At 60.2% G+C, this 19,217-nt stretch carries 16 protein-coding genes; 5 read left to right on the top strand and 11 right to left on the bottom strand.

The window, feature by feature from the left end; translation table 11 throughout:
* Positions 1-79 precede the first annotated feature (79 nt).
* From ACR0I8_RS03480 to mnmH, 3 genes are all read left to right on the top strand, one after another.
* Complete coding sequence (locus ACR0I8_RS03480; RefSeq protein WP_170688956.1) at positions 80-1,663, top strand: bifunctional metallophosphatase/5'-nucleotidase; 1,584 nt, start codon at positions 80-82, stop codon at positions 1,661-1,663.
* Between the two features lie 88 nt (positions 1,664-1,751).
* Positions 1,752-2,417: an SOS response-associated peptidase gene (locus tag ACR0I8_RS03475; protein ID WP_170688996.1), complete on the top strand. Its 666-nt coding sequence runs from the start codon at positions 1,752-1,754 to the stop codon at positions 2,415-2,417.
* 47 nt (positions 2,418-2,464) lie between these two features.
* Positions 2,465-3,517, top strand: a complete 1,053-nt coding sequence (mnmH, locus tag ACR0I8_RS03470; RefSeq protein WP_170688955.1) for a tRNA 2-selenouridine(34) synthase MnmH — start codon at positions 2,465-2,467, stop codon at positions 3,515-3,517.
* Here mnmH and selD read toward each other — a convergent pair.
* From selD to ACR0I8_RS03435, 7 genes are read right to left on the bottom strand one after another with little or no spacing between them, the layout of a single operon-like run.
* The gene (selD, locus tag ACR0I8_RS03465) at positions 3,508-5,667 is read right to left on the bottom strand and encodes a selenide, water dikinase SelD (protein WP_170688954.1); all 2,160 of its coding nucleotides are present in this window, start codon (positions 5,665-5,667) and stop codon (positions 3,508-3,510) included. The genes mnmH and selD overlap by 10 nt on opposite strands.
* Before the next feature lie 5 nt (positions 5,668-5,672).
* Complete coding sequence (locus tag ACR0I8_RS03460) at positions 5,673-6,059, bottom strand: Na+/H+ antiporter subunit G (protein WP_170374220.1); 387 nt, start codon at positions 6,057-6,059, stop codon at positions 5,673-5,675.
* A gap of 7 nt (positions 6,060-6,066) precedes the next feature.
* Positions 6,067-6,336 (bottom strand): K+/H+ antiporter subunit F, encoded by a 270-nt coding sequence (locus ACR0I8_RS03455; protein ID WP_152457439.1) that lies wholly within the window; start codon positions 6,334-6,336, stop codon positions 6,067-6,069.
* On the bottom strand, positions 6,333-6,830 hold the full coding sequence (locus ACR0I8_RS03450; RefSeq protein WP_170467657.1) for a Na+/H+ antiporter subunit E: 498 nt from the start codon (positions 6,828-6,830) through the stop codon (positions 6,333-6,335). The genes ACR0I8_RS03455 and ACR0I8_RS03450 overlap by 4 nt, the downstream gene beginning before the upstream one ends.
* Positions 6,830-8,365, bottom strand: coding sequence for a monovalent cation/H+ antiporter subunit D (locus ACR0I8_RS03445; protein ID WP_170688953.1), 1,536 nt, complete (start codon positions 8,363-8,365; stop codon positions 6,830-6,832). Before ACR0I8_RS03445 ends, ACR0I8_RS03450 begins: the two co-directional genes overlap by 1 nt.
* Positions 8,362-8,721 (bottom strand): Na+/H+ antiporter subunit C, encoded by a 360-nt coding sequence (locus tag ACR0I8_RS03440; protein ID WP_170374216.1) that lies wholly within the window; start codon positions 8,719-8,721, stop codon positions 8,362-8,364. Before ACR0I8_RS03440 ends, ACR0I8_RS03445 begins: the two co-directional genes overlap by 4 nt.
* Entirely contained in the window at positions 8,721-11,591 is a 2,871-nt protein-coding gene (locus ACR0I8_RS03435; RefSeq protein ID WP_170688952.1) for a monovalent cation/H+ antiporter subunit A, read from the bottom strand. Before ACR0I8_RS03435 ends, ACR0I8_RS03440 begins: the two co-directional genes overlap by 1 nt.
* A 218-nt stretch (positions 11,592-11,809) precedes the next feature.
* On the opposite strand from ACR0I8_RS03435, the gene ACR0I8_RS03430 reads away from it, so the two are divergent.
* The gene (locus tag ACR0I8_RS03430; protein ID WP_170688951.1) at positions 11,810-12,280 is read left to right on the top strand and encodes a rhodanese-like domain-containing protein; all 471 of its coding nucleotides are present in this window, start codon (positions 11,810-11,812) and stop codon (positions 12,278-12,280) included.
* Positions 12,280-13,104, top strand: coding sequence for an alpha/beta fold hydrolase (locus ACR0I8_RS03425; protein ID WP_170688950.1), 825 nt, complete (start codon positions 12,280-12,282; stop codon positions 13,102-13,104). Before ACR0I8_RS03430 ends, ACR0I8_RS03425 begins: the two co-directional genes overlap by 1 nt.
* On the opposite strand, the gene mdoH is transcribed toward ACR0I8_RS03425, so the two are convergent.
* The 4 genes from mdoH to ACR0I8_RS03405 are packed head-to-tail and all read right to left on the bottom strand — an operon-like array spanning position 13,105 to position 19,085.
* Positions 13,105-14,973: a glucans biosynthesis glucosyltransferase MdoH gene (mdoH, locus tag ACR0I8_RS03420; protein WP_170688949.1), complete on the bottom strand. Its 1,869-nt coding sequence runs from the start codon at positions 14,971-14,973 to the stop codon at positions 13,105-13,107.
* Positions 14,970-16,469, bottom strand: a complete 1,500-nt coding sequence (locus ACR0I8_RS03415) for a glucan biosynthesis protein G (protein ID WP_170688948.1) — start codon at positions 16,467-16,469, stop codon at positions 14,970-14,972. The genes mdoH and ACR0I8_RS03415 overlap by 4 nt, the downstream gene beginning before the upstream one ends.
* Complete coding sequence (locus ACR0I8_RS03410) at positions 16,466-17,686, bottom strand: OpgC domain-containing protein (protein WP_170688947.1); 1,221 nt, start codon at positions 17,684-17,686, stop codon at positions 16,466-16,468. Before ACR0I8_RS03410 ends, ACR0I8_RS03415 begins: the two co-directional genes overlap by 4 nt.
* A 28-nt stretch (positions 17,687-17,714) precedes the next feature.
* Entirely contained in the window at positions 17,715-19,085 is a 1,371-nt protein-coding gene (locus tag ACR0I8_RS03405; protein WP_170688946.1) for a tetratricopeptide repeat protein, read from the bottom strand.
* Between the last annotated feature and the right edge of the window lie 132 nt (positions 19,086-19,217).

Below are 19,217 nucleotides of genomic sequence, written 5' to 3'. Positions count from 1 at the left end.
AATCAAGCCGGATTTCCCCCTTTGACTCTTCCGCCGCATCAGCGCACGATCCCGAAAAACAATGACAGGGAGTTTCAACATGGTAAGCCGCCTTTTGACGTCGGTCGCGATCCTCGGCCTGAGTGCAGGCATCGCTGCTGCCGACTACAAGCTGACCATTCTGCACACCAACGACATTCACAGCCGGATCGAGTCGATCAACAAATACGATTCCACTTGCGATGCTGAAGATGAAGCCGAAGGGAAGTGTTTTGGCGGTGTGGCGCGTCTGAAAACAGCCGTTGACGCCAAGCGCGCCGAACTGGCGGATGAGAATGTACTTTTGCTGGATGCGGGCGATCCGTTTCAGGGCTCGTTGTTCTATACGACCTACAAAGGTGCCGCCGAGGCCGAGTTCATGGAAGCGATCGGTTATGACGTGATGGCCGTCGGCAACCACGAATTCGATGACGGCCCCGAAGGTCTCGCGGCCTTTATCGATGCGGTCAGCTTTCCCGTGATCTCGGGCAATCTGGACCTGTCGTCTTCGGCTGAGCTGAAGGACAAGGTGCAAAACCACGTAGTGCTTGCGGTGGGTGGCCAGAAGATCGGCATCATCTCGGCCCTCGCCACGGATACGGTGGACACGTCCAGCCCGGGTAAGGACGTCGTTTTTCAGGACGAGGTCGAAAGCCTGAAGGCCGATGTGGCCGCTTTGGAAGCCGAAGGTGTGGACATCATCATCGCGCTGAACCACGTCGGTCTGGCTCAGGATATTAAGATCGCCGAACAGGTGCCCGGCCTTGATCTGGTTGTCGGTGGACACTCGCACACTCTGCTGTCCAACACGGATGAGGACGCGGCTGGCGCTTACCCGGTGATGGTGGGCGATGTTCCGGTGGTTCAGGCCTACGCCTATTCGAAATACCTCGGCGAGATCACCCTGACCTTTGATGATGACGGCAATCTGATTTCGGCAGAAGGTGAGCCGATTCTGTTGGATGCCTCCGTCACACCGGACGAGGGCATCGCGGCCCGTGTCGCAGAAATGGGCGCCCCGATTGAAGAGATGAAGGGCCGCGTTGTCGCCAGTTCAGCTGCTACAATTGAAGGCTCGCGTGATGTCTGCCGTGTGCAGGAGTGCGAGATGGGCAATCTGGTTGCAGATGCCATGCTGGCCCGCGTTGCGGATCAGGGCGCTCAGATCGCGATTGCGAATGCGGGTGGTCTGCGTGCCTCGATCGACGAAGGCGAGGTCACCATGGGCGAAGTGCTGACGGTCCTGCCGTTCCAGAACACCCTGTCGACCTTTGAGATCACCGGGCAGGGCGTGATCGACGCGCTGGAAAATGGCGTGAGCCAGGTTGAAGAGGTCAAAGGCCGGTTCCCGCAGGTGGCAGGCCTGACCTTTACATGGGACCCCTCAGCCGCCCCGAATGAAGGGCGCATCACCGAGGTGATGGTCGCCGATGGTGACGGTTTTGTTCCGATTGATCCCTCGGCCATGTATCTGGTGGTGACCAATAACTACGTGCGCAATGGCGGTGACGGCTACAGCGTCTTCGAAGGCGACGACAAGAATGCCTATGATTTCGGCCCGGATCTGGCGGATGTGACGGCGGAATACCTGGCCGAAAACGCGCCGTACCAGCCTTATCTGGATGGTCGCATCAAGCAGAAGTAAGACCTGAAAAGCCGTGCCCGTTTGGGTGCGGCTTTTTCTTTTGGCTGAAATCGCATCCCGCGATGATCCGGGATTGGACAACGGACTGATGTGCGGACGGTTTGCAATCACTTTGCCCAATGACGCGATGGCGCAGCTGTTTGCCGCGCGCCCTGCCAATGCCTTGCCCGACGTGCCCAACTATAACGTTTGCCCGACCAATCAGGTGCACGTCGTTCGTGCAGGAGATGCTGGCCGTCGCTTGGATGCGCTGCGCTGGGGCTTTCTGCCCCATTGGTACAAGGCCGAAAATGCAGGCCCCTTGTTGATCAACGCACGAGCCGAGACACTGGCTGAAAAACCCGCTTTTCGCGACGCCTGCCGATCGCGGCGCTGCCTGATCGTGGCAACAGGGTTCTATGAATGGACCAAGACCCAGCAGGGCACGCGCCTGCCGTGGTACATCCACCGCAAGGACGGTGCGCCCATCGCCTTTGCGGGAGTTTGGCAGGATTGGGGGCCGGAAGAGGCACGGCAATCCACCTGTGCCATCGTGACGACCCAGGCGAACCAGAACCTGTCGACCATTCACCATCGGATGCCATTAATCTTAGAATCCGACGATTGGCCGCTTTGGTTGGGAGAAGCAGGCAAAGGTGCCGCGCGTTTGATGCAACCCGGCGCTGAAGATGTGCTGGAGTTTCATCGTGTCGACCCCGCCGTTAACTCCAATCGGGCGTCTGGCCCGGACCTGATTGAAGTCATCGAGGACTAGCTGCAGATGCGTTCCATTTACTTGCGACTAAGAGATGTGCGCTTGGTATGGCACTGAAATTCACAGAATTACCGCAGCTCTACGCGCACGGGTTCGATACAGTTATCGACGTCCGCAGCCCGGCAGAGTTCGCCGAAGACCACCTGCCGGGGGCGATCAATCTGCCGGTTCTGGACAATGAAGAGCGCGCGCGGGTCGGCACGATTTACAAACAGAAAAGCCCTTTTCTGGCGCGAAAGCTAGGGGCGGCGCTGGTGTTTCGCAATGCAGCGAACCATATCGAACATCGCCTCAGCCATCATGAGGGGAACTGGCGGCCCTTGGTTTATTGCTGGCGCGGCGGGCAACGCTCGGGCTCGTTTACATGGACGTTGCAGCAGATTGGCTGGCAGGCGGATGTCGTCGATGGAGGTTATCGGACCTATCGCCGGCTAGTGAAGGCCTACCTGTACGACCAGCCGCTGCCCTTCCAACTGATCGCGCTGGATGGCTACACTGGCACCGCCAAGACTGAGTTGTTGCACCATCTGGATCAACGCGGCGTGCAAGTGGTTGATTTGGAGAGGCTAGCCAACCATCGCGGCTCGCTGCTTGGCGAAAGGCCAGGTGGGCAGCCCAGTCAGAAAGCCTTCGAATCTGCTCTGTCTGCCACCTTTTGCGCCCTAGACCCATCTCGCCCTGTGGTGGTCGAGGCGGAGTCGTCGAAAATAGGCGATCGTATCCTGCCGCCCAGCGTCTGGACAGCGATGTGCGCCGCGCCTCGTATTCATATCGACGCGCCTTTGTCCGCCCGGTCGGCTTACCTGACCCAGGCCTATGACGATATCCTGTCGGATACCGAGCGTCTTCGGGATCGTTTGTCTCCACTGCGATCTCATCGCGGGCATGAGGTCGTGGACGGGTGGTTGAGCCTCATCTCGTCGGGCGACAAACAGGCTTTGACGCGTGCGTTGATGGAGCAGCACTATGATCCGGCCTACGCCAAATCCCAGCGTCAACACCCGGCCAAGACTTTGGTGCGGATCAATATCGCACAGTTGGATGACAATGGCTTGAGGGGTGCGGCGGATCGCATCAAAAATACGCTGGATCAGCTTTGAAGCTTTAACCCCGGAGTGCCGGTCAAATGCCCGATCCGCGCGGCCGGGTAACCCGTCGCTCGCAGATCCTCTAGCAATTTGTCGGCGATCTCGGGTGCTACCGCAGCCAGCAGTCCGCCCGCTGTTTGTGGGTCGAACAACAGCGCCGCTTTGCCGTCCATGGGCAGCTCGGGCGCGATAGAACGGTTATCTGCAAAAAGGGTCGATTGGATGCCGGCGTCGCTCAGCTCGATGGCTCCGGGCATCACGGGGACGGCCTCAAGATCAAGCACCGCTCCGCAATCTGAAGCCTCGCACAACCCGTTCAAGTGCCCGGCCAAGCCGAACCCTGTGACGTCGGTCATCGCGTGGGCCTCTGCCAGAATGCGCGACGCTGCGCCTTGCGGTTGGGTCATCATCTCATAGGCTTGCGCGACCGTTGCGCCCTCGGCCCGTCCGGCCATTTCTGCAGCCATCATAACGCCACTGCCGATGGGTTTGGTCAGGATAAGCACATCGCCGGGCCTGCCGCCCGCCAGAGTGATTGGGTCTTTCGCGCATAGTCCGGTCACCGTGAAGCCAATCGTCATCTCATCGCCCATTGAGCTGTGGCCGCCGACGATCTCGGCTCCGGCGTCTCGCATGACGTCGCTGGCGGTTTGCATGATCTCGGAAAGCGTCCGTTCTTGCAGGTCAGAGGACATGCGCGGCAGGATGAGAGTGGCCGTTGCAGCCTGCGGCGCGGCCCCCATCACCCAAATGTCCCCCAACGCATGAACCGCAGCGATACGGGTCATCAGGACAGGGTCATCGGTGACACTGCGCAGATGGTCTGTGGTCAATACCTGCCGCGCATTCCCGGTTGTCAGCAGCGCCGCGTCGTCTCCGGGCAGCGCAGTCACGTCTTGACGCGATGGCTCAGGCAGCGCGGACAGCGCGCCGCGCAGCGCGCCGCGACCGAGTTTCGCCCCGCAGCCGCCGCACATGGGTTTCTCACCAAGCGCTTCGGTCATACCGGCGGCGTGGGCACGCGGGAGGGCCGGGGTTGCCATGGCCGGGAGATTGCGGAACTTGTTCATGAAGTTTTGGTCGATATGGTCCTTCCAACGCCACATTAGAGCGCCGCTGAAGGACGTGCCAAGGCGTTCGGCCAACGCGGACTTGCCGCCTAATGAGATAAGCTTCAGGTAATCCTTCTGCGGGGCATAGCGCTGCATGGTCCCGGTCCCCAGCGCAGCGCGCAGATTGTTGAAAAGCACTGGCGCCTCGCGCACCGCGTAGACGCCCGCCTTAGGGCGCGGATTCTCGGTCAGGTGGGCGCAGTCTCCGGCGGCAAAGATGGCGGGGTCGCTGGATTGCAGCTGGCCGTTAACGCGGATGAAACCCTCGTGCAGGTCCAGCCCGGTGTGCTGGATCCAGCCATAGGGTCTCGCCCCTGCAGCGCCGGTCACAAACTCGGCAGGGATCTGGCGGCCATCGACTAGTGCAACATGATCTGCAGCGATCTCTTTGATCGAAACTCCTTCGAGCACGTCGATGCCAAGACCGGCCATAGCCTTGCGGATCGTCGCCGCGGCCTTGGGGCTGGTTGCTGTCAGGGCCGAGGAATCGTCGATCAGCGTGATCCGCGCGGGTCTGCCTTTGGTTTTCAGCGCATGGGCCATGGCCATCGCCAGCTCGACCCCAGCGACGCCTCCGCCTATCACGGCCACCGAGGCTGGGCCGGTGCTGTCCAGATATGCAGACCAACGCGCGGCAAAGACGCCCAAGGGTTTGGCCGGAACGGCATGGTCTGCAAAACCTGGCAGGGCGGGCATGTCCGAGGTGATCCCGACGTTGACCGAGGCGACATCGAATGCCACCGGAGGCCGTCCCGGCACATGCACATGGCGCTGGTCGGTGTCGATCTCATCAACCGCGCCCAGAATGACCCGCGCGCCCGCGAAACGGGCCAGACGGACCAAATCAATGTCCAGATCAGAGCGGGAGTAGTGACCGGCGACAAAGCCGGGCAGCATCCCAGAATAGGGCGCAGTCGGGCCGGGGTTGATCACCGTTACGCGCGCGCCGGGCAGAGGGTTCATGCCCCATTTGCGCAGCAACAAAGCGTGGGTGTGACCTCCGCCAATCAAAACCAGATCACGGGTCAGGGGCAGCGGAGGGTTATGCATCAGGCTCAGTTCGTGCTGTGATCAGGGACGTCTTCAACCTGCTCGACCGCGTGAGTGGCCCAAAGCTCATCCTCACCTGCATCCGGCAGATCCTGCGGCTTTTCATGACGATGAATGTGCCATTTGGCAATGAACAGGGCCGTGATCGGGGCCGTCAGGAACAAAAACAGCGTGATCAGCAGCTCATGCATCGATAGCTTGCCCTCAAGCAACACGGAATGTGCAATCGAGGCCAGCAGCACGCCGCCTACACCCAGCGTTGTCGCTTTGGTCGGCGCGTGCAGGCGCGACATCGGGTCTTTCAGTTTGATCATCCCAAACGATCCAACGAAGCCGAAGATACCCGACATGATCAGGAAGGCGGCAATCAGCAATTCGACGAGAAATGTCATGTCGCCCTCACTCGATAATGTTGCCGCGCAGCATGAAGCGCGCATAGGCCACTGTTGAAACAAAACCCAGCATGGCGATGATCATGGCAGCCTCGAAGAAGATCTCGGTGCCTTGATCCAGCCCGTACAGGATCATCAGCGCGATGGTGTTGATCACCATCGTGTCCAGCGCCAGAACGCGGGTGCCGACACCATCGGCGGTGATGATCCGCCACAGGCACATCATGATTGCGGCTCCGAAGCAGGCGAAGGCGAAGTAGATCGCATAATCAATCATTCGAAAATCTCCTTCAGGCGGCGTTCGTAGCGCTGTTTGATCTGATCGCGCACGGCCTCGGGGTCAGGTGCATCGAGGCAATGGACCAGAAGGTTGTGCCCTTGCGCCGACAGATCACAGCTGACCGTTCCGGGCGTCATGGTGATTGTCCCGGCCAGTACGGTGATTGCCTCGGGTGTGCGCAGTTCAAGCGGGACGCAGATCCAGTTTGGTTGGCGAGCGTCGTCGCGTTTGAACAGGATGATCCGGGCGACGGTGATATTTGCGATAACGATGTCCCAGAGCACCACCAGGATGTATTCCGCTACCATGGGCCAGTTGCGCAGTTTGGGGCGATCTGGCCAATAGGGTTGGGTGATGAAGGGAATGATGATCCCGAGAATCAAACCAAAAACGAGCGAGTTTAACGACCCGTTATTGGCAAGGAGAACCCAGACCAGAGTCAGCAGAAAGCTCAGGTGAGGGTGTGGGAATATGCGGTGTAGCAGCTTGATCATTCTGCCTCTCCCAATACGGCCGAGATGTAGTCTTCGGGTGTGAACAGTTGCTCGGCGGTTTTGCTGGTGTATTCGAGCGCGGGGCCTGCAAACAAGGTCAGCAGGATCAGACCGCCGACCAGACCGAAGACCGCTGTAAATGCCAGTCCTGGGTGCGGTTCAGGAGCGGGTTGAGGCTCGGCGTCTTCCTCTTCGGGCTTAGGGTTATGGTCCGCGTCGTGGCTTTTCCAAAAGATCAACGTGCCGGCCCGTGCCAGACCAACGATAGTGACAAAGGATCCGATCAGGATGACCGCCCAGACCGAGGTCGCGTCAGGTGCATCCCGGGCCGCATCCAGAACCAGCAGCTTGCCGATAAAGCCGGACAGCGGAGGCATCCCGGCCATGGCAATCGCACCGACGAAGAACAGCGCTGAGATCAATCCAGTCTGCGCCATTGGCTTCGTGGGCGCGATGGCGCCTCCTCGGCGTTCCATCACCAGATCGGCGACAAGGAACAACAGGGCCGTCGCAAGCGTCGAGTGGAACACGTAGTACAGCGCGGCTGCACTGGCATCCGGCGTGAACAGCGAAATGGCAATCAGCAGCGTACCCATCGAGGCGATAGCACAAAAGGCGACCATTCGCGCGATATGTTGCGAGCCGAGGATGCCGATGGCCCCGACGGCAAGGGTAACCAGCGCAGCAGGTTGCAGCCAATTGCCGACCAGACCTTGCGTCGCTTCAACTTCGGGTCCGAAGGCCAGAGTGTACATCCGGATGATCGAATACGCCCCAACCTTGGTCATGATCGCGAACAAGGCCGCCACGGGTAGGGGAGCGTTGGCGTAGCTGGCCGGTAGCCAGAAATGCAACGGCAGAACGGCGGCCTTGATACAGAACACCAACAACAGCAACACGGCGCCAACCCGCAGCAGCGCGGTATCCTCAGGCGGTATCTCGGCAACGCGCAGAGCGATATCGGCCATGTTGAGAGTGCCAGTCACACCATAGAGTGTACCCAGGGCAAACAGAAACAGGGTCGACCCCAGAAGGTTATAGGCCACGTATTGCACGCCGGCCTTCAGCCTGACCGCACCGCCACCATGGGTCATCAGACCGTAGGAAGCGATCAGCAGGACCTCGAAGAACACGAACAGGTTGAAGGCGTCTCCGGTCAGGAAGGCCCCGCACACGCCCATAAGCTGGAAATGGAACAGGGCGTGGAAATGCTTGCCTCGTTCGTCCCAGCCCGAGCCGATGGCGTAGAGCACAATGGGCAGGGCCAGCAGGGCAGTTAGCAGAACCATCATAGCTGACAGCCGGTCCAGCACCATGACAATCCCGAAGGGGGCGGGCCAGTTGCCCAGTTCATAGACCTGAATGTCGCCTCCCGCCGCCTGCGCGGTGATGGTCAGGGCAATGCCCAGCAGGGCAACAACCCCCGCGACCGAGAAAATGCGCTGCAGGTCGAGGTGATAGCGCAGGACCATGATGATGAATGGGGCCAGGATCGCAGGAAGAACGATCGGCGCAACGATCCAATGGTTCATGCGTCTTCTCCCGGCGCGTCCACGCTGTCATGCGGGCTCATATCGATATGGTCGTCCTTCGAGGACAGATAGGCCGAGAGCGAGATCATCACGATCACCGCCGTCATCCCAAACGAGATCACGATGGCCGTCAGCACCAGCGCCTGCGGCAGCGGATCGGTATAAGGGACGTCTTCGTATTTGTTCAGAACGGCAGGCGAATTCAGCGCCAGACGTCCGGTTGCGAACAGGAATACGTTCACCGCATAGGTGATCAGCGACAGGCCAAGAATGACCGGGAATGTTCGGCGACGCAGGATCAGGAAAATCCCGGCGGCGGTCAGAATACCTACGGCAGAGGCAACGAGCGCTTCCATCAGGCCTGCTCCTTCTCTTGTTCTTCTTCCGGCGGAGCGTCCCGCAGCGGGTTGATATCCATCGGGAACTCCTGTGCCATGCCCGGCTGCCATGCAAAGCGGGACAGGCTATCCAGCGCCAGCATCACCGCGCCCAGAACCGCGAGGAAGACACCGGTGTCGAACAACATTGCGGTGGCCCATTCGAACTCTTCCAGCGGTGGCCAGTTGATGTAGCCGAAGTCGCTGGTGAGGAAGGGGCGTTCATTGAACCAGGCGCCGAGACCGGTAGCGGCGGCGATCAGCACACCCCAGCCGATGGTGCCGTGATAGTAGAACCTTTGCCGTTCGATCGCCCAGGTGTAGCCGCTGGCCATGTACTGCATCAGATAGGCGATGGCGACGATCAGGCCGGCGATAAAGCCGCCTCCGGGCTGGTTGTGGCCACGGAAGAAGATGTAGGCACCCACCATCAGGGCAATTGGCATCATCACGCGGGTCACGACCACCATCATCAACGGATGGGAGTCGCCCGATTGCGGCCAATGCGGCTTGCGATTCAGCAGGTAGCCCCGGACATTGCTGCTCAGGACCGCTTCGGTCAGGGCAAAGATGATCAGCGCCGCGATGCCCAGAACGATGATCTCGCCAAAGGTATCAAAGCCCCTGAAATCCACGAGGATGACGTTCACCACGTTGGTGCCGCCGCCGCCCTTGTACGAGTTGGCGAGGTGGAACTCGGAAATGGTCGGAAAGGCGAAATCGCGCAGCATAATCGCATAGACCAGCGCCCCGGTTCCAAGCCCGGCCACGACCGAGATCGCGGCATCCCGCCAACGCCGCGCGGCGGTACTGTCCCATGGGGTCTCGGTCGGCAGGAAATTCAGCGACAGCAGCAACAGGATCATCGTCACCACCTCGACTGAGATCTGCGTCAGTGCCAGATCCGGAGCCGAGAGGTAGTTGAACGCAACCGAAACGATCAGCCCGACAACACCAATCAGAACCAGCGACAACAGGCGGTTACGGTGGAACCACATGATGCCCAGCGTTGCGCCCACCAGACAGATCCAGCCAACGATCGGTATGATCTGCGCAGGCAGCGGCACGCGGGTTTCAACTCCGATCGTCCCGGTGGAATAGGCGTAGTAGCCAAGGCCGACGGTAAAGGCGACAAAGATGATCGCATACCGGCTGAGGACACCATTGTGCAGCTCATCTGTGATCCATTGGCTGAGCCGCGTAAACGCATTGATAATGGCCTCAAAGATCACTTTGGCCTCAGGCCGGGGCAGGGTGTTCCAAAGCTGCTGCGCGCGTTTGTGTTGCGACATCAGGAACAGACCGCCCAACGTCGCGACAACGGACATATACAGCGCAGGGGTAAAGCCGTGCCACAGTTTCAGCGAATAATAGGGCAGCTTCTCGCCACCGATCACGGCGCTGGATACGACGGCCACCAGCGGGCCGACGATGGCCGCTGAATAAAGGCCGATCAGCACGACCAGAACGACCATGAAGGCGGGTGCCAGCCAAAGCCCGACCGGAGGGTCATGCGGATGGGCCGGGTAATCCTCGCGCTTTGGTCCAAGGAAGACATGGCTGACAAAGCGGAAGGAGTAGGCCGCCGAGAACAGCGCTGCCAGCAGGGCCAGACCCGGCACCAGATAGTGAGAGTTCAGCCATGTGGTGTGGACGGTCTCCTCCAGCATCATCTCTTTTGACAAAAAACCGTTCAGCGGAGGCAGACCAGCCATGGACAAAGCTGCGATGGTGCCGATGGTGAAGGTGATCGGCATCAGACGACGCAAGCCGCCCAGCCGTTTGACATCGCGCGTTCCGGTTTCGTGATCCACGATCCCGGCGGTCATGAACAGCGCGGCTTTGAACGTCGCGTGGTTGATGATGTGGAACACCGCGGCCACGGCTGCAAACTTGGTGCCAAAGCCCAGCAGCATGGTGATCAGGCCCAGATGTGACACGGTTGAGAACGCCAGCAGCGCCTTCAGATCGTCCTTGAACAGCGCGATCACCGCGCCCAGCAGCATGGTCACCAAACCGGTTGTTGCGACGATATAGAACCACGCCTCCGTCCCCGCCAGAACCGGCCACATCCGCGCCATCAAGAACAACCCGGCCTTCACCATGGTGGCCGAGTGCAGATAGGCGGAAACCGGCGTCGGGGCAGCCATCGCGTGAGGCAGCCAGAAATGGAATGGGAACTGTGCTGATTTGGTAAAACAGCCCAACAGGATCAGGATCAGCGCGGGCAGATAGTAGGGCGAGGCCTGGATCAGCTCTTTGTTCTGCAAAATCACGCTGAGGTCATAGGACCCGACGATATTCCCCAAAATCAGCATCCCGGCAATCATCGCCAAGCCACCGCCTCCGGTAACGGCCAGTGCCATGCGGGCGCCTTGTCGGCCTTCGGGTAGGTGTTTCCAATAGCCGATCAGCAGGAATGAACTGAGTGAGGTCAGCTCCCAGAAAATGAGCAAAAGCAGGATGTTATCGGACAGAACAATCCCAACCATAGCGCCCTGGAACAGCAGCAGATAAGTGTAGAACTGCCCCATCGGGTCTTCGCGCGACAGGTAGAACCGCGCATACAGGATGATCAGCAGGCCGATGCCGAGGATCAGCAGGGCAAACAGAAAACCAAGCCCGTCCAGCATGAAATTCGCGTTCAGCCCCAGCCCCGGTATCCAGTCAAACCGCGCTGTCACGACATCGCCGCGCATCACGCTGGGGATATGGATCAGCAACCCCATCAAGGCGAGGAAAGTGGTCAACCCTGCGGCCGAGGCGGCTGCATTTCGTCCCGCCCGTATCAGGAGGGCTGGGAAAACAGCTCCGAGGAAGGGAAGGGCCGCGATGAGGAATAGGGACAAGTGCGATACTCCGGTCTGGGCGGTCAATATGACAGATTTTGTAGGATAATTTAATGATTGTCCAAAAATTGCAAGGTTTTGACAGATGTTAAAAGGTGTATATCGAACCTATCTTTCTGCGTGATAATGACGCGAACTTGATCCTGCTGCCGGAATTCCCCGGGGCGCGATTGCAACCCTTGTGATAGAACCAAGCCATGAGTGCAGGAGAACGCCATATGGCAGACGGGAAAAGCCGAACGCGACGGTGGGTTTTGATGGGCGGGGCAGGCGCAATTGCCGCAGGATTTGCCATTCGTGAGTACAGCCTGATCCCGCAGGATTACTCGGGTGGCCAGCTGGAGGTAACGCAGGCGCATAAGAAGGCCGTCGCTGGGGACGTGTTGCTGGTGGATATCCGCACACCTCGGGAATGGAGGGCCACAGGCGTCGGACAGGGGGCGCAGCCTCTGGACATGCGGCGCGAGGATTTTATTCCGGCCCTTGTGCAAATGGCTGGCGGTGACAAGTCCGCCCCTGTGGCTCTGATCTGCGCGCGTGGGGTCCGTTCGGCACGGTTGAGCAATCAACTGACCGCAGCCGGGTTTACCAATATCATTGACGTGCCTGAGGGTATGTTGGGCTCGGCCGCCGGACCAGGATGGGTGCGGGCCGGTCTGCCGGTTGAGACCTTTGTCGAGGGAGCGTGATGAAATACAAATACTGGCTATCTTTCTGTCTGGCCGCAGCGGCGCAACCAACCTTGGCCGATTGTGGCCCGGATGAAGGTACCTGCGAGATCGCCTCGGGTGCGTATCACATCGAGCTGCCCGAAGCCGAAAACCCGCCACTGGTCGTGTTTCTGCATGGCTACGGAGGCAGCGGCTCAGGAACGATGAACAATCGCAGCATGGTCGAGCCTCTGCTGGCGCGCGGCTATGCGGTGATGGCGCCGGAGGGGTTGGAGCGGCCGGACCGAGGCGGCATTCAAAGCTGGAACTTCTATCCCGGCTTTGGCGAGCGTGACGAAACGGCCTTTCTCAGCGAAGCGGTGGATGACGCCGCTGAGCGGTTTGGCATTGACGGTGAACGCGTTGTTCTAGGAGGGTTTTCCGCCGGCGGCTTCATGGTGAATTACCTCGCCTGCGACGCGCCCGAGACCTTCTCGGCCTATGTCCCCGTCTCGGGTGGCTTCTGGCGTCCGCATCCCGAATCCTGCGCCGGACCGATCCGCATGTTTCACACCCATGGCTGGATCGACAATGTCGTTCCGCTCGAGGGGCGTTTGCTGGGCGGTGGCCGTTTCCATCAAGGCGATATCTTTGCCGGTCTTGAGATCTGGCGCGAGGCTAATGGCTGTGTTGATACCAAGCCCAGCGGGTTCTCGACCACGGGCCAGTTCATGCGGCGCAACTGGATGGGATGTGCCGAGGGCAGCGCGCTGGAATTCGCGCTGTTCCCCGGCGGTCATACGGTGCCCACCGGGTGGGCGGATATGATCCTGGATTGGTACGAAGGATTGCCCGGCGGTTGATTATTCCGCCGGGGTCATGCTGCCCTTGCCCTCGATCAGGCGCTTCAACTCATTCCGATGACGACGGGCCGAACGGGTGATGGCGGGCTCAGCAAAATCCTCACGCATGCCGACCATACGGCGGGCGGTACCAGCCGACACACCGCTGAGCGCCGACAGCGGGATCGCCAACGCAAGGCTGATCGCAATTGGGGCCAGCCAGACCGAGACCAGCCCGGCCAGAATACCAACGCTAAGTGCTATGCCACTGACGGTTTCCAGCGCGTGGCACAGGACCAGCGTACGCAAGGAATAGCTACCTCCGTCACGCGCCTGCGGAGACCAGCCTTTCTGGATGCCCAATGCGGTGCGGAACACGGCGATCATCTGCTGCACCATCAGAATTGGTGCGTAGAGGATCGACAGGATGACCTCGAAAAGGAACGAGGTGAAGAACCGCCGCCAGCCGCCGAAATCGGAATAGCGCACACCGCTGAGGGGTAGGGCGGCAACGCCCAGAACCTTGGGGGCCAGCAGCATCGCATACATGACGAGAATGATCAGCACATGGCGCGTCTCAGACATCTCCGGCCATTGTGGGAACAGGGGGTTGTCGGGGCTGAAATAATGCAGGACCGAGGCGTCCTCACCCTGACCAATCAACGCCCACATCAGCAACAGCGCAAACCACAGAGGCGACATCAAATAGCCGACCGCCCCGTGGAACATGTGAAACCGCGAGACGGACCGAAACCCGCGCGAGCCCAGCAGTTTCAGATGTTGCAGGTTCCCCTGACACCAGCGGCGGTCCCGCATGGCGTGGTCGATAAGGGTGGGGGGCGTTTCCTCGTATGAACCCCGAATGCGCGGCAGAAACCGCACGGCCCACCCGGCACGGCGCAGCAGACCGGCCTCGACAAAGTCGTGGCTCATGATCAGCTTTTCCTGCCCGTTGAAGGCGCGAAGCTTGGGCAGCCCGGCACAGGTAGCAAAAGCCTTGGTGCGGATTATGGCGTTGTGGCCCCAATAGTTGCCCTCTTGCCCACACCAGCGGGCCAGACCTTCGGCAAAGGCGATGCCGTAGACGCCATTGGCGAATTGCTGCATCCGGGCAAAGACGGACTGTGCGCCAATGAGTTGCGGGTAGCTTTGAATCAAGCCTGCGCTGGGATCACGCGCCAAAGAATCAGTCAGCCGAGCAATCGCGCGGCCCGTCATCAGGCTGTCGGCATCCAGCACCAGCATAGCGTCCCAATCCGCACCCCAGCGGCTGACCCAATCGGCGATATTGCCAACTTTCCGGTCAGTATTCTGTTCGCGACGGCGGTAGTAGAGCTTCAGGTCGGGGGCCAGCGTGGTGCGCAAAGCCTCAATACTGGCTTGTTCTTGCGCGGCAATGTCCGGGTCGCGGGTGTCCGAGAGGATGAACATCGCGTATTCATGCTGCCCGCCCCGGGCGCGCAGTTCTTCCAGCATGGTGCGGGCATTGCCCAGCACGAACCACGGCACCTCATTGTAGGTCGGCATCAGCAGGGCAACGCGCAGTGGTTGCGCGCGGTCTTGTCGGATCGGGCGCTCCTGCCGGGACAGCGAGATCATGCCCAGCAGCACGGTGCAGACCGTGAACGAGATCCAGAAGAAGTTGAACGAGATCAACGTTAGAAGGATGGCTTCGACAAGGTTGATACCTTCGGATCCGAACCAGTCGCTCATGACCCATAGCAATCCCAGCGTTGCCGCCATTGCGGGCGAAAACGCTAGCGCGCGCCAGAACCCGGCTGAGGGGCGGGTACCCGCTGGGACCTGTGCATCACGGAAACCGCTGCGGAAATCCTGCGCGGGCATCGCCAGCGGTGCCTCGGGTGGCATGATATGCAGGTCGCGGCTCATGCGGTCCAACGGTAAAGCCAGACTTCGGAGGCGGGTTGCTTGCCGACCAGCAATTGCGCGCGCAGCTCGACATGGTCGCGGTCACCCGGCTGGAACGAGAACGCCAGACGCACACCGCCGGTATCGGGGTTGCGCTGCAACACACCGTCCGAGGTTTCCGCATGAGGCGAATTCGCGAAAATGCTGACTGCCTCCAGATCGTCGAACAGAGGGCTGGGCTCAAAGTCGATCACGGCCAGACGGCCTTCGCCAAAGGTGTTCTCACCCATCGCCGTGTTGATGACCCGTGGCATCGGCGTGCGCTGAGGTTCCTCGCCCCAGACAAGGCGATAGCTCAGGTCAACCTGGCTACCGGCGGCATAGGGCTCGGCGGGGCGCCAGTAGGCGACGATATTGTCGTAGATCTCCTGATCGGCGGGTATCTCGACCAGCGTCACCGTGCCCTTGCCCCAATCGGAGCCGGGCTCGACCCACAGGCTGGGACGCTTATGATAGTTCGCCTCAAGATCCGCGTAGTCCGAGAATTCGCGCTTGCGCTGCATCAGGCCAAAACCCTGAGGGTTCATGTCCACGAAAGACGAGATTTGCAAACGGGTTGGGTTCGCCAGCGGACGCCAGATCACCTCACCTGCGCCGTTGCGGATCAGCAGCCCGTCGCTGTCATGCACAGCGGGGCGGAAATCGTCGAACCGGCTGTGATTGGTCTGATCGAACAGGAACATCGAGGTGCCGGGCGCGATACCCACATGCGGCAGTTCTTCGCGGGGGAAGAGGGTGGCCTCAATATCCATGATGCAATCGGCGCCAGCGGTGACGTTAAAGCGGTATGCACCGGTCACGCTAGGGCTGTCCATCAGGGCGTGAACAACCATATTGCGCTGACCGGGTTCGGGACGTTCCAGCCAGAAGCGGATGAATTCGGGGAATTCCTCGCCATCCGGGTCGCCGGTTTTCAGGGCTAGGCCGCGGGCAGACAGGCCGTAGACTTCGTGCAGACCAATGGCGCGGAAATAGCTGGCCCCCTGCCAAACGCAGAATTCATCGGTCTTGCCGGTGCGGTGCATTTCCGTGCGCAGGCGCAGGCCCGAGAACCCAAGCGTTTCGTCGATTGGAAGGGTCGGGACCTCTTCGGCCTTGTCGAACATCTCAAGGTCGAAAGCGACCGGCTTGGCCATCCCGTTCTCGACAGTCGAGACCTTGACTGTGCGCGGGAAATACAGGCCGGGGGTGAAGAAATCGACGTTGAAGGGGGTCTCGGTCTCGTACCAAAGGGCGCGGTCCAGCCGGAACCGGATCGAGCGGTATTGCGTGTAGGTTAGGTCTTGCCATTCCTGCGGCACCATCTCGCGCTCGGCAAAGGGGCGGCTGGCCAGTTCTCGGGCCAGTTCGACCACGTCGTTGCGGTCGAACGGAACCTCTGACCCCGAGGCAAAGGTGGCCGGCGCCAGAAACAGCGCAGAGGTTGAGGCCAGAAATGCGCGGCGAGTCAGATTCATTTCTTTGATTTCCATGGCTGAGATTTGAACCAGGCGGCCAGATAGGCCACCCCGATGATCATGGCAAAGCCAATCATGTTGGCGACAAAGACACTGGCAACATCCCGCTCGGTCTGATCCAGCGCGACCCCGATCAGGCGCGCTGCGGCCATCGAGAAGACAAAGACCGCCAGCGATTGCTGCCCGACTTTGGTGATCAGTTTCAGAACCACCTGCCAGATGCGCGCGCCCAGAGAGTGCCCGGTGGCGATCAGACGGTGACCATGCTCACCTGCAACGACCCAGCCCAGATAGGCCAGCGACAGGAAGTGGATGTAGCGGAACAGGCCGAACTCGGTCTTGCCGCGCAGTTCTTTGGTCACAGGCCAAAGTTCGCGGATTTGTTCGGCCAGGCCGGGGGCCGCGGATTTAACCCACAGGAAAACCTTCCACGACCCAAAGGGCGCGGACAGAACCAGAAAGGCAATGGCCGCCCAGATCAGCGTTTTTGATACCGGAGGAGCTGGAATCCAGCCGCGCATAAAGGCGAACCCGGTGAAAAACAGCAGCTGCCAACCGAATGGGTTGAAGAACCATTGGCGGTCCGACCACGGCTCAGCCGGAAGGGCCAGCACTCCGGTCTGAGCGACAAGCCAGATCGCGACCGACACAGCCGCCATCAGCCAAAAGCTGACCCGGTAAAGGGCCATGTAGAGCGGCATCATCGCCAGAACGACCAGATACATCGGCAGGATGTCGAAGTAGTTGGGCACATAGGTCAGAGTGAAAATTCCGACCATTTGCGGCAGCGGGTCATTGAAGAAATGCTGCAGGTTCAGGGACGAGACATAGCTTTTGTCAAACAGGCCGGAATTGTCCAGAGCGGCCATGCTCATGGCGACAAAGAAGAACAGACAGATATGCGCCCAGTAGACCTGCCAGATGCGGAACGCCACGCGGGCCGTCCCCATCCACCAGCCTTTGCGCAGGAAGGCGCCGCCAAAGGCGATGGCCGAGGCCATGCCCGAGCAGAACACAAAGATCTCGGTCGCGTCCGAAAACCCGAAACGGGCCGGGATCCATTTGGCCCAAGGATCGTTCGGGATATGGGCGATCAGAATGATGAACATCGCGATGCCGCGATAGAAATCCAGTCGCGGATCGCGCACACGGGCAGTGGGCGCTGCGGCCGAGGCCGCAACAGGCGCAAAATCAGAAGCGGGCGAAACAGTCGCCATACGTTTTCTGTCCTTCTTGGTCTTTTTGTTATTCAGCCGGAACGCTTTGTGCGTCGCCGTTGTCGCGGGCCGCGCTGATCAGGGCGCGGCGCGCGAGTGCGTAATTGTCCTCGCCTCCGGCGCGTTTGGCGCGGCGGTCATCCAGAATACGCTCGACCGCATCCAGGCGCCCGGCGCGCAGGCCGGAATCAATTGTGATGCGCTCGAATACATCACGTTGGGCGTGACTGCCACCGGCCAACTGCATGCCCGAGCGGGCGGTCGACAGGAAATCAAACGCCGCGCCGTACAGACCATCACCAAAGGCCTCAAGCCCTTTTGCAGCAGCAATGCCAGGGTCAGACATGCGGATCGGTGTGTCGCCTTGATTGCGCTGCGCGTCTTTCTGGATGCGCTGCAGCATCTTGCCCGTCGCGTCCGAGCGGTTGTCGCCGGTCAGAGCCAGCAGATAATGCAGGTCGGCGAAAATCAGGCAGCCATCTTCGGTCCGGGCGGCGCTGAGATCGGCCAGCTCCTCCCAGCGGTCGCCGACATCAATGCCTTCAAGCTCCATCCGGGACAGCAGCGAGGTTGCGTTCGAGATATCGCGATAATCGTCCGTCTTGTCCTTGCGGATATGCTGATCATAGAGGTCAATGACCTGATCGACCTGACCCAGATCCAGATGCATCAGCGCCTTGTGCCACCAAACGTGATAGCGGAAGTTGTTGCAATGGGCCCAGGCGTCCTCACGCCCCGCCAGCCAATCCAGGCCAAGCTGAGCATTGCCCGTCATCTCGTGAACATGTGCGACCGCGTGCAGACCCCAGGCATCGTCGGACACCATCCACAGTGCCTGACGACCGGCAATCTCGGCCTTTTGGTAGGATCCGGTCTCTTCCAACGCGAAGGAATGACAGCCCAGTAGATAGCCACGGCCCGCATGATCCGGCTCATAGGCAGGCATGACGCGTTCGATCGAACGCCGCATGCCCTCTGCATCGCCAAGCACAAACCGGGTCGCATGGCTGAGCTTCATCGCCAGCGAATCCGTCGGATGGGCGCGCAGCACCTCTTCGAATTTCTGCACGGCTTGCGAGGGCAGGTCCGCCAGATAGAGGGACAGGGCCTCAACAAATAGCTGCTCTCGCTTCGAGATGGGCTGGCGTTTCATCGCTTCATTGGCGGCGCTCAGCGCGTCGACGGCTACGGGTAGCATCTCGCGCCGGCCCAGAAGAACCATGAACAGGCCCTTGACCGCGTGGCCCAAAGCGAAGTCGGGCTCGAGCTCCAATACCTTGCCCAAATGCTGGGGGGTAATCGCCGCATGCGCCATGAACCCAAGCAGAACACCGTCCCATGCCTCGACGGCCGCCGGGTGGGTCAGAGTGTTCATCTGTCCAAAAACGTCTTGTTTCATACTTGGGTCCAATCTGGTTGCGGTATTTGACACTGTTCGATTTACCAGAGTCTGCGACGGCCTCGTAACAGTATCGACCCTGCTCTCGAATTGGTGAAATCGCGTGTGTGAAAAAAGTGAAAAAAACCGCCG

The organism is Ruegeria sp. BG9 (assembly GCF_056538305.1).
The sequence above is the reverse complement of the archived record's forward strand: the minus strand, read 5'-3'. Positions and strand labels throughout refer to the sequence as shown.

Coding starts and splice junctions, on each gene's coding strand:
- ACR0I8_RS03480 (WP_170688956.1), top strand. CDS start 80: ATGGTAAGCCGCCTTTTGACGTCGGTCGCGATCCTCGGCCTGAGTGCA.
- ACR0I8_RS03475 (WP_170688996.1), top strand. CDS start 1,752: ATGTGCGGACGGTTTGCAATCACTTTGCCCAATGACGCGATGGCGCAG.
- mnmH (WP_170688955.1), top strand. CDS start 2,465: ATGGCACTGAAATTCACAGAATTACCGCAGCTCTACGCGCACGGGTTC.
- selD (WP_170688954.1), bottom strand. CDS start 5,667: ATGCATAACCCTCCGCTGCCCCTGACCCGTGATCTGGTTTTGATTGGC.
- ACR0I8_RS03460 (WP_170374220.1), bottom strand. CDS start 6,059: ATGACATTTCTCGTCGAATTGCTGATTGCCGCCTTCCTGATCATGTCG.
- ACR0I8_RS03455 (WP_152457439.1), bottom strand. CDS start 6,336: ATGATTGATTATGCGATCTACTTCGCCTTCGCCTGCTTCGGAGCCGCA.
- ACR0I8_RS03445 (WP_170688953.1), bottom strand. CDS start 8,365: ATGAACCATTGGATCGTTGCGCCGATCGTTCTTCCTGCGATCCTGGCC.
- ACR0I8_RS03440 (WP_170374216.1), bottom strand. CDS start 8,721: ATGGAAGCGCTCGTTGCCTCTGCCGTAGGTATTCTGACCGCCGCCGGG.
- ACR0I8_RS03430 (WP_170688951.1), top strand. CDS start 11,810: ATGGCAGACGGGAAAAGCCGAACGCGACGGTGGGTTTTGATGGGCGGG.
- ACR0I8_RS03425 (WP_170688950.1), top strand. CDS start 12,280: ATGAAATACAAATACTGGCTATCTTTCTGTCTGGCCGCAGCGGCGCAA.
- mdoH (WP_170688949.1), bottom strand. CDS start 14,973: ATGAGCCGCGACCTGCATATCATGCCACCCGAGGCACCGCTGGCGATG.
- ACR0I8_RS03415 (WP_170688948.1), bottom strand. CDS start 16,469: ATGAATCTGACTCGCCGCGCATTTCTGGCCTCAACCTCTGCGCTGTTT.
- ACR0I8_RS03410 (WP_170688947.1), bottom strand. CDS start 17,686: ATGGCGACTGTTTCGCCCGCTTCTGATTTTGCGCCTGTTGCGGCCTCG.
- ACR0I8_RS03405 (WP_170688946.1), bottom strand. CDS start 19,085: ATGAAACAAGACGTTTTTGGACAGATGAACACTCTGACCCACCCGGCG.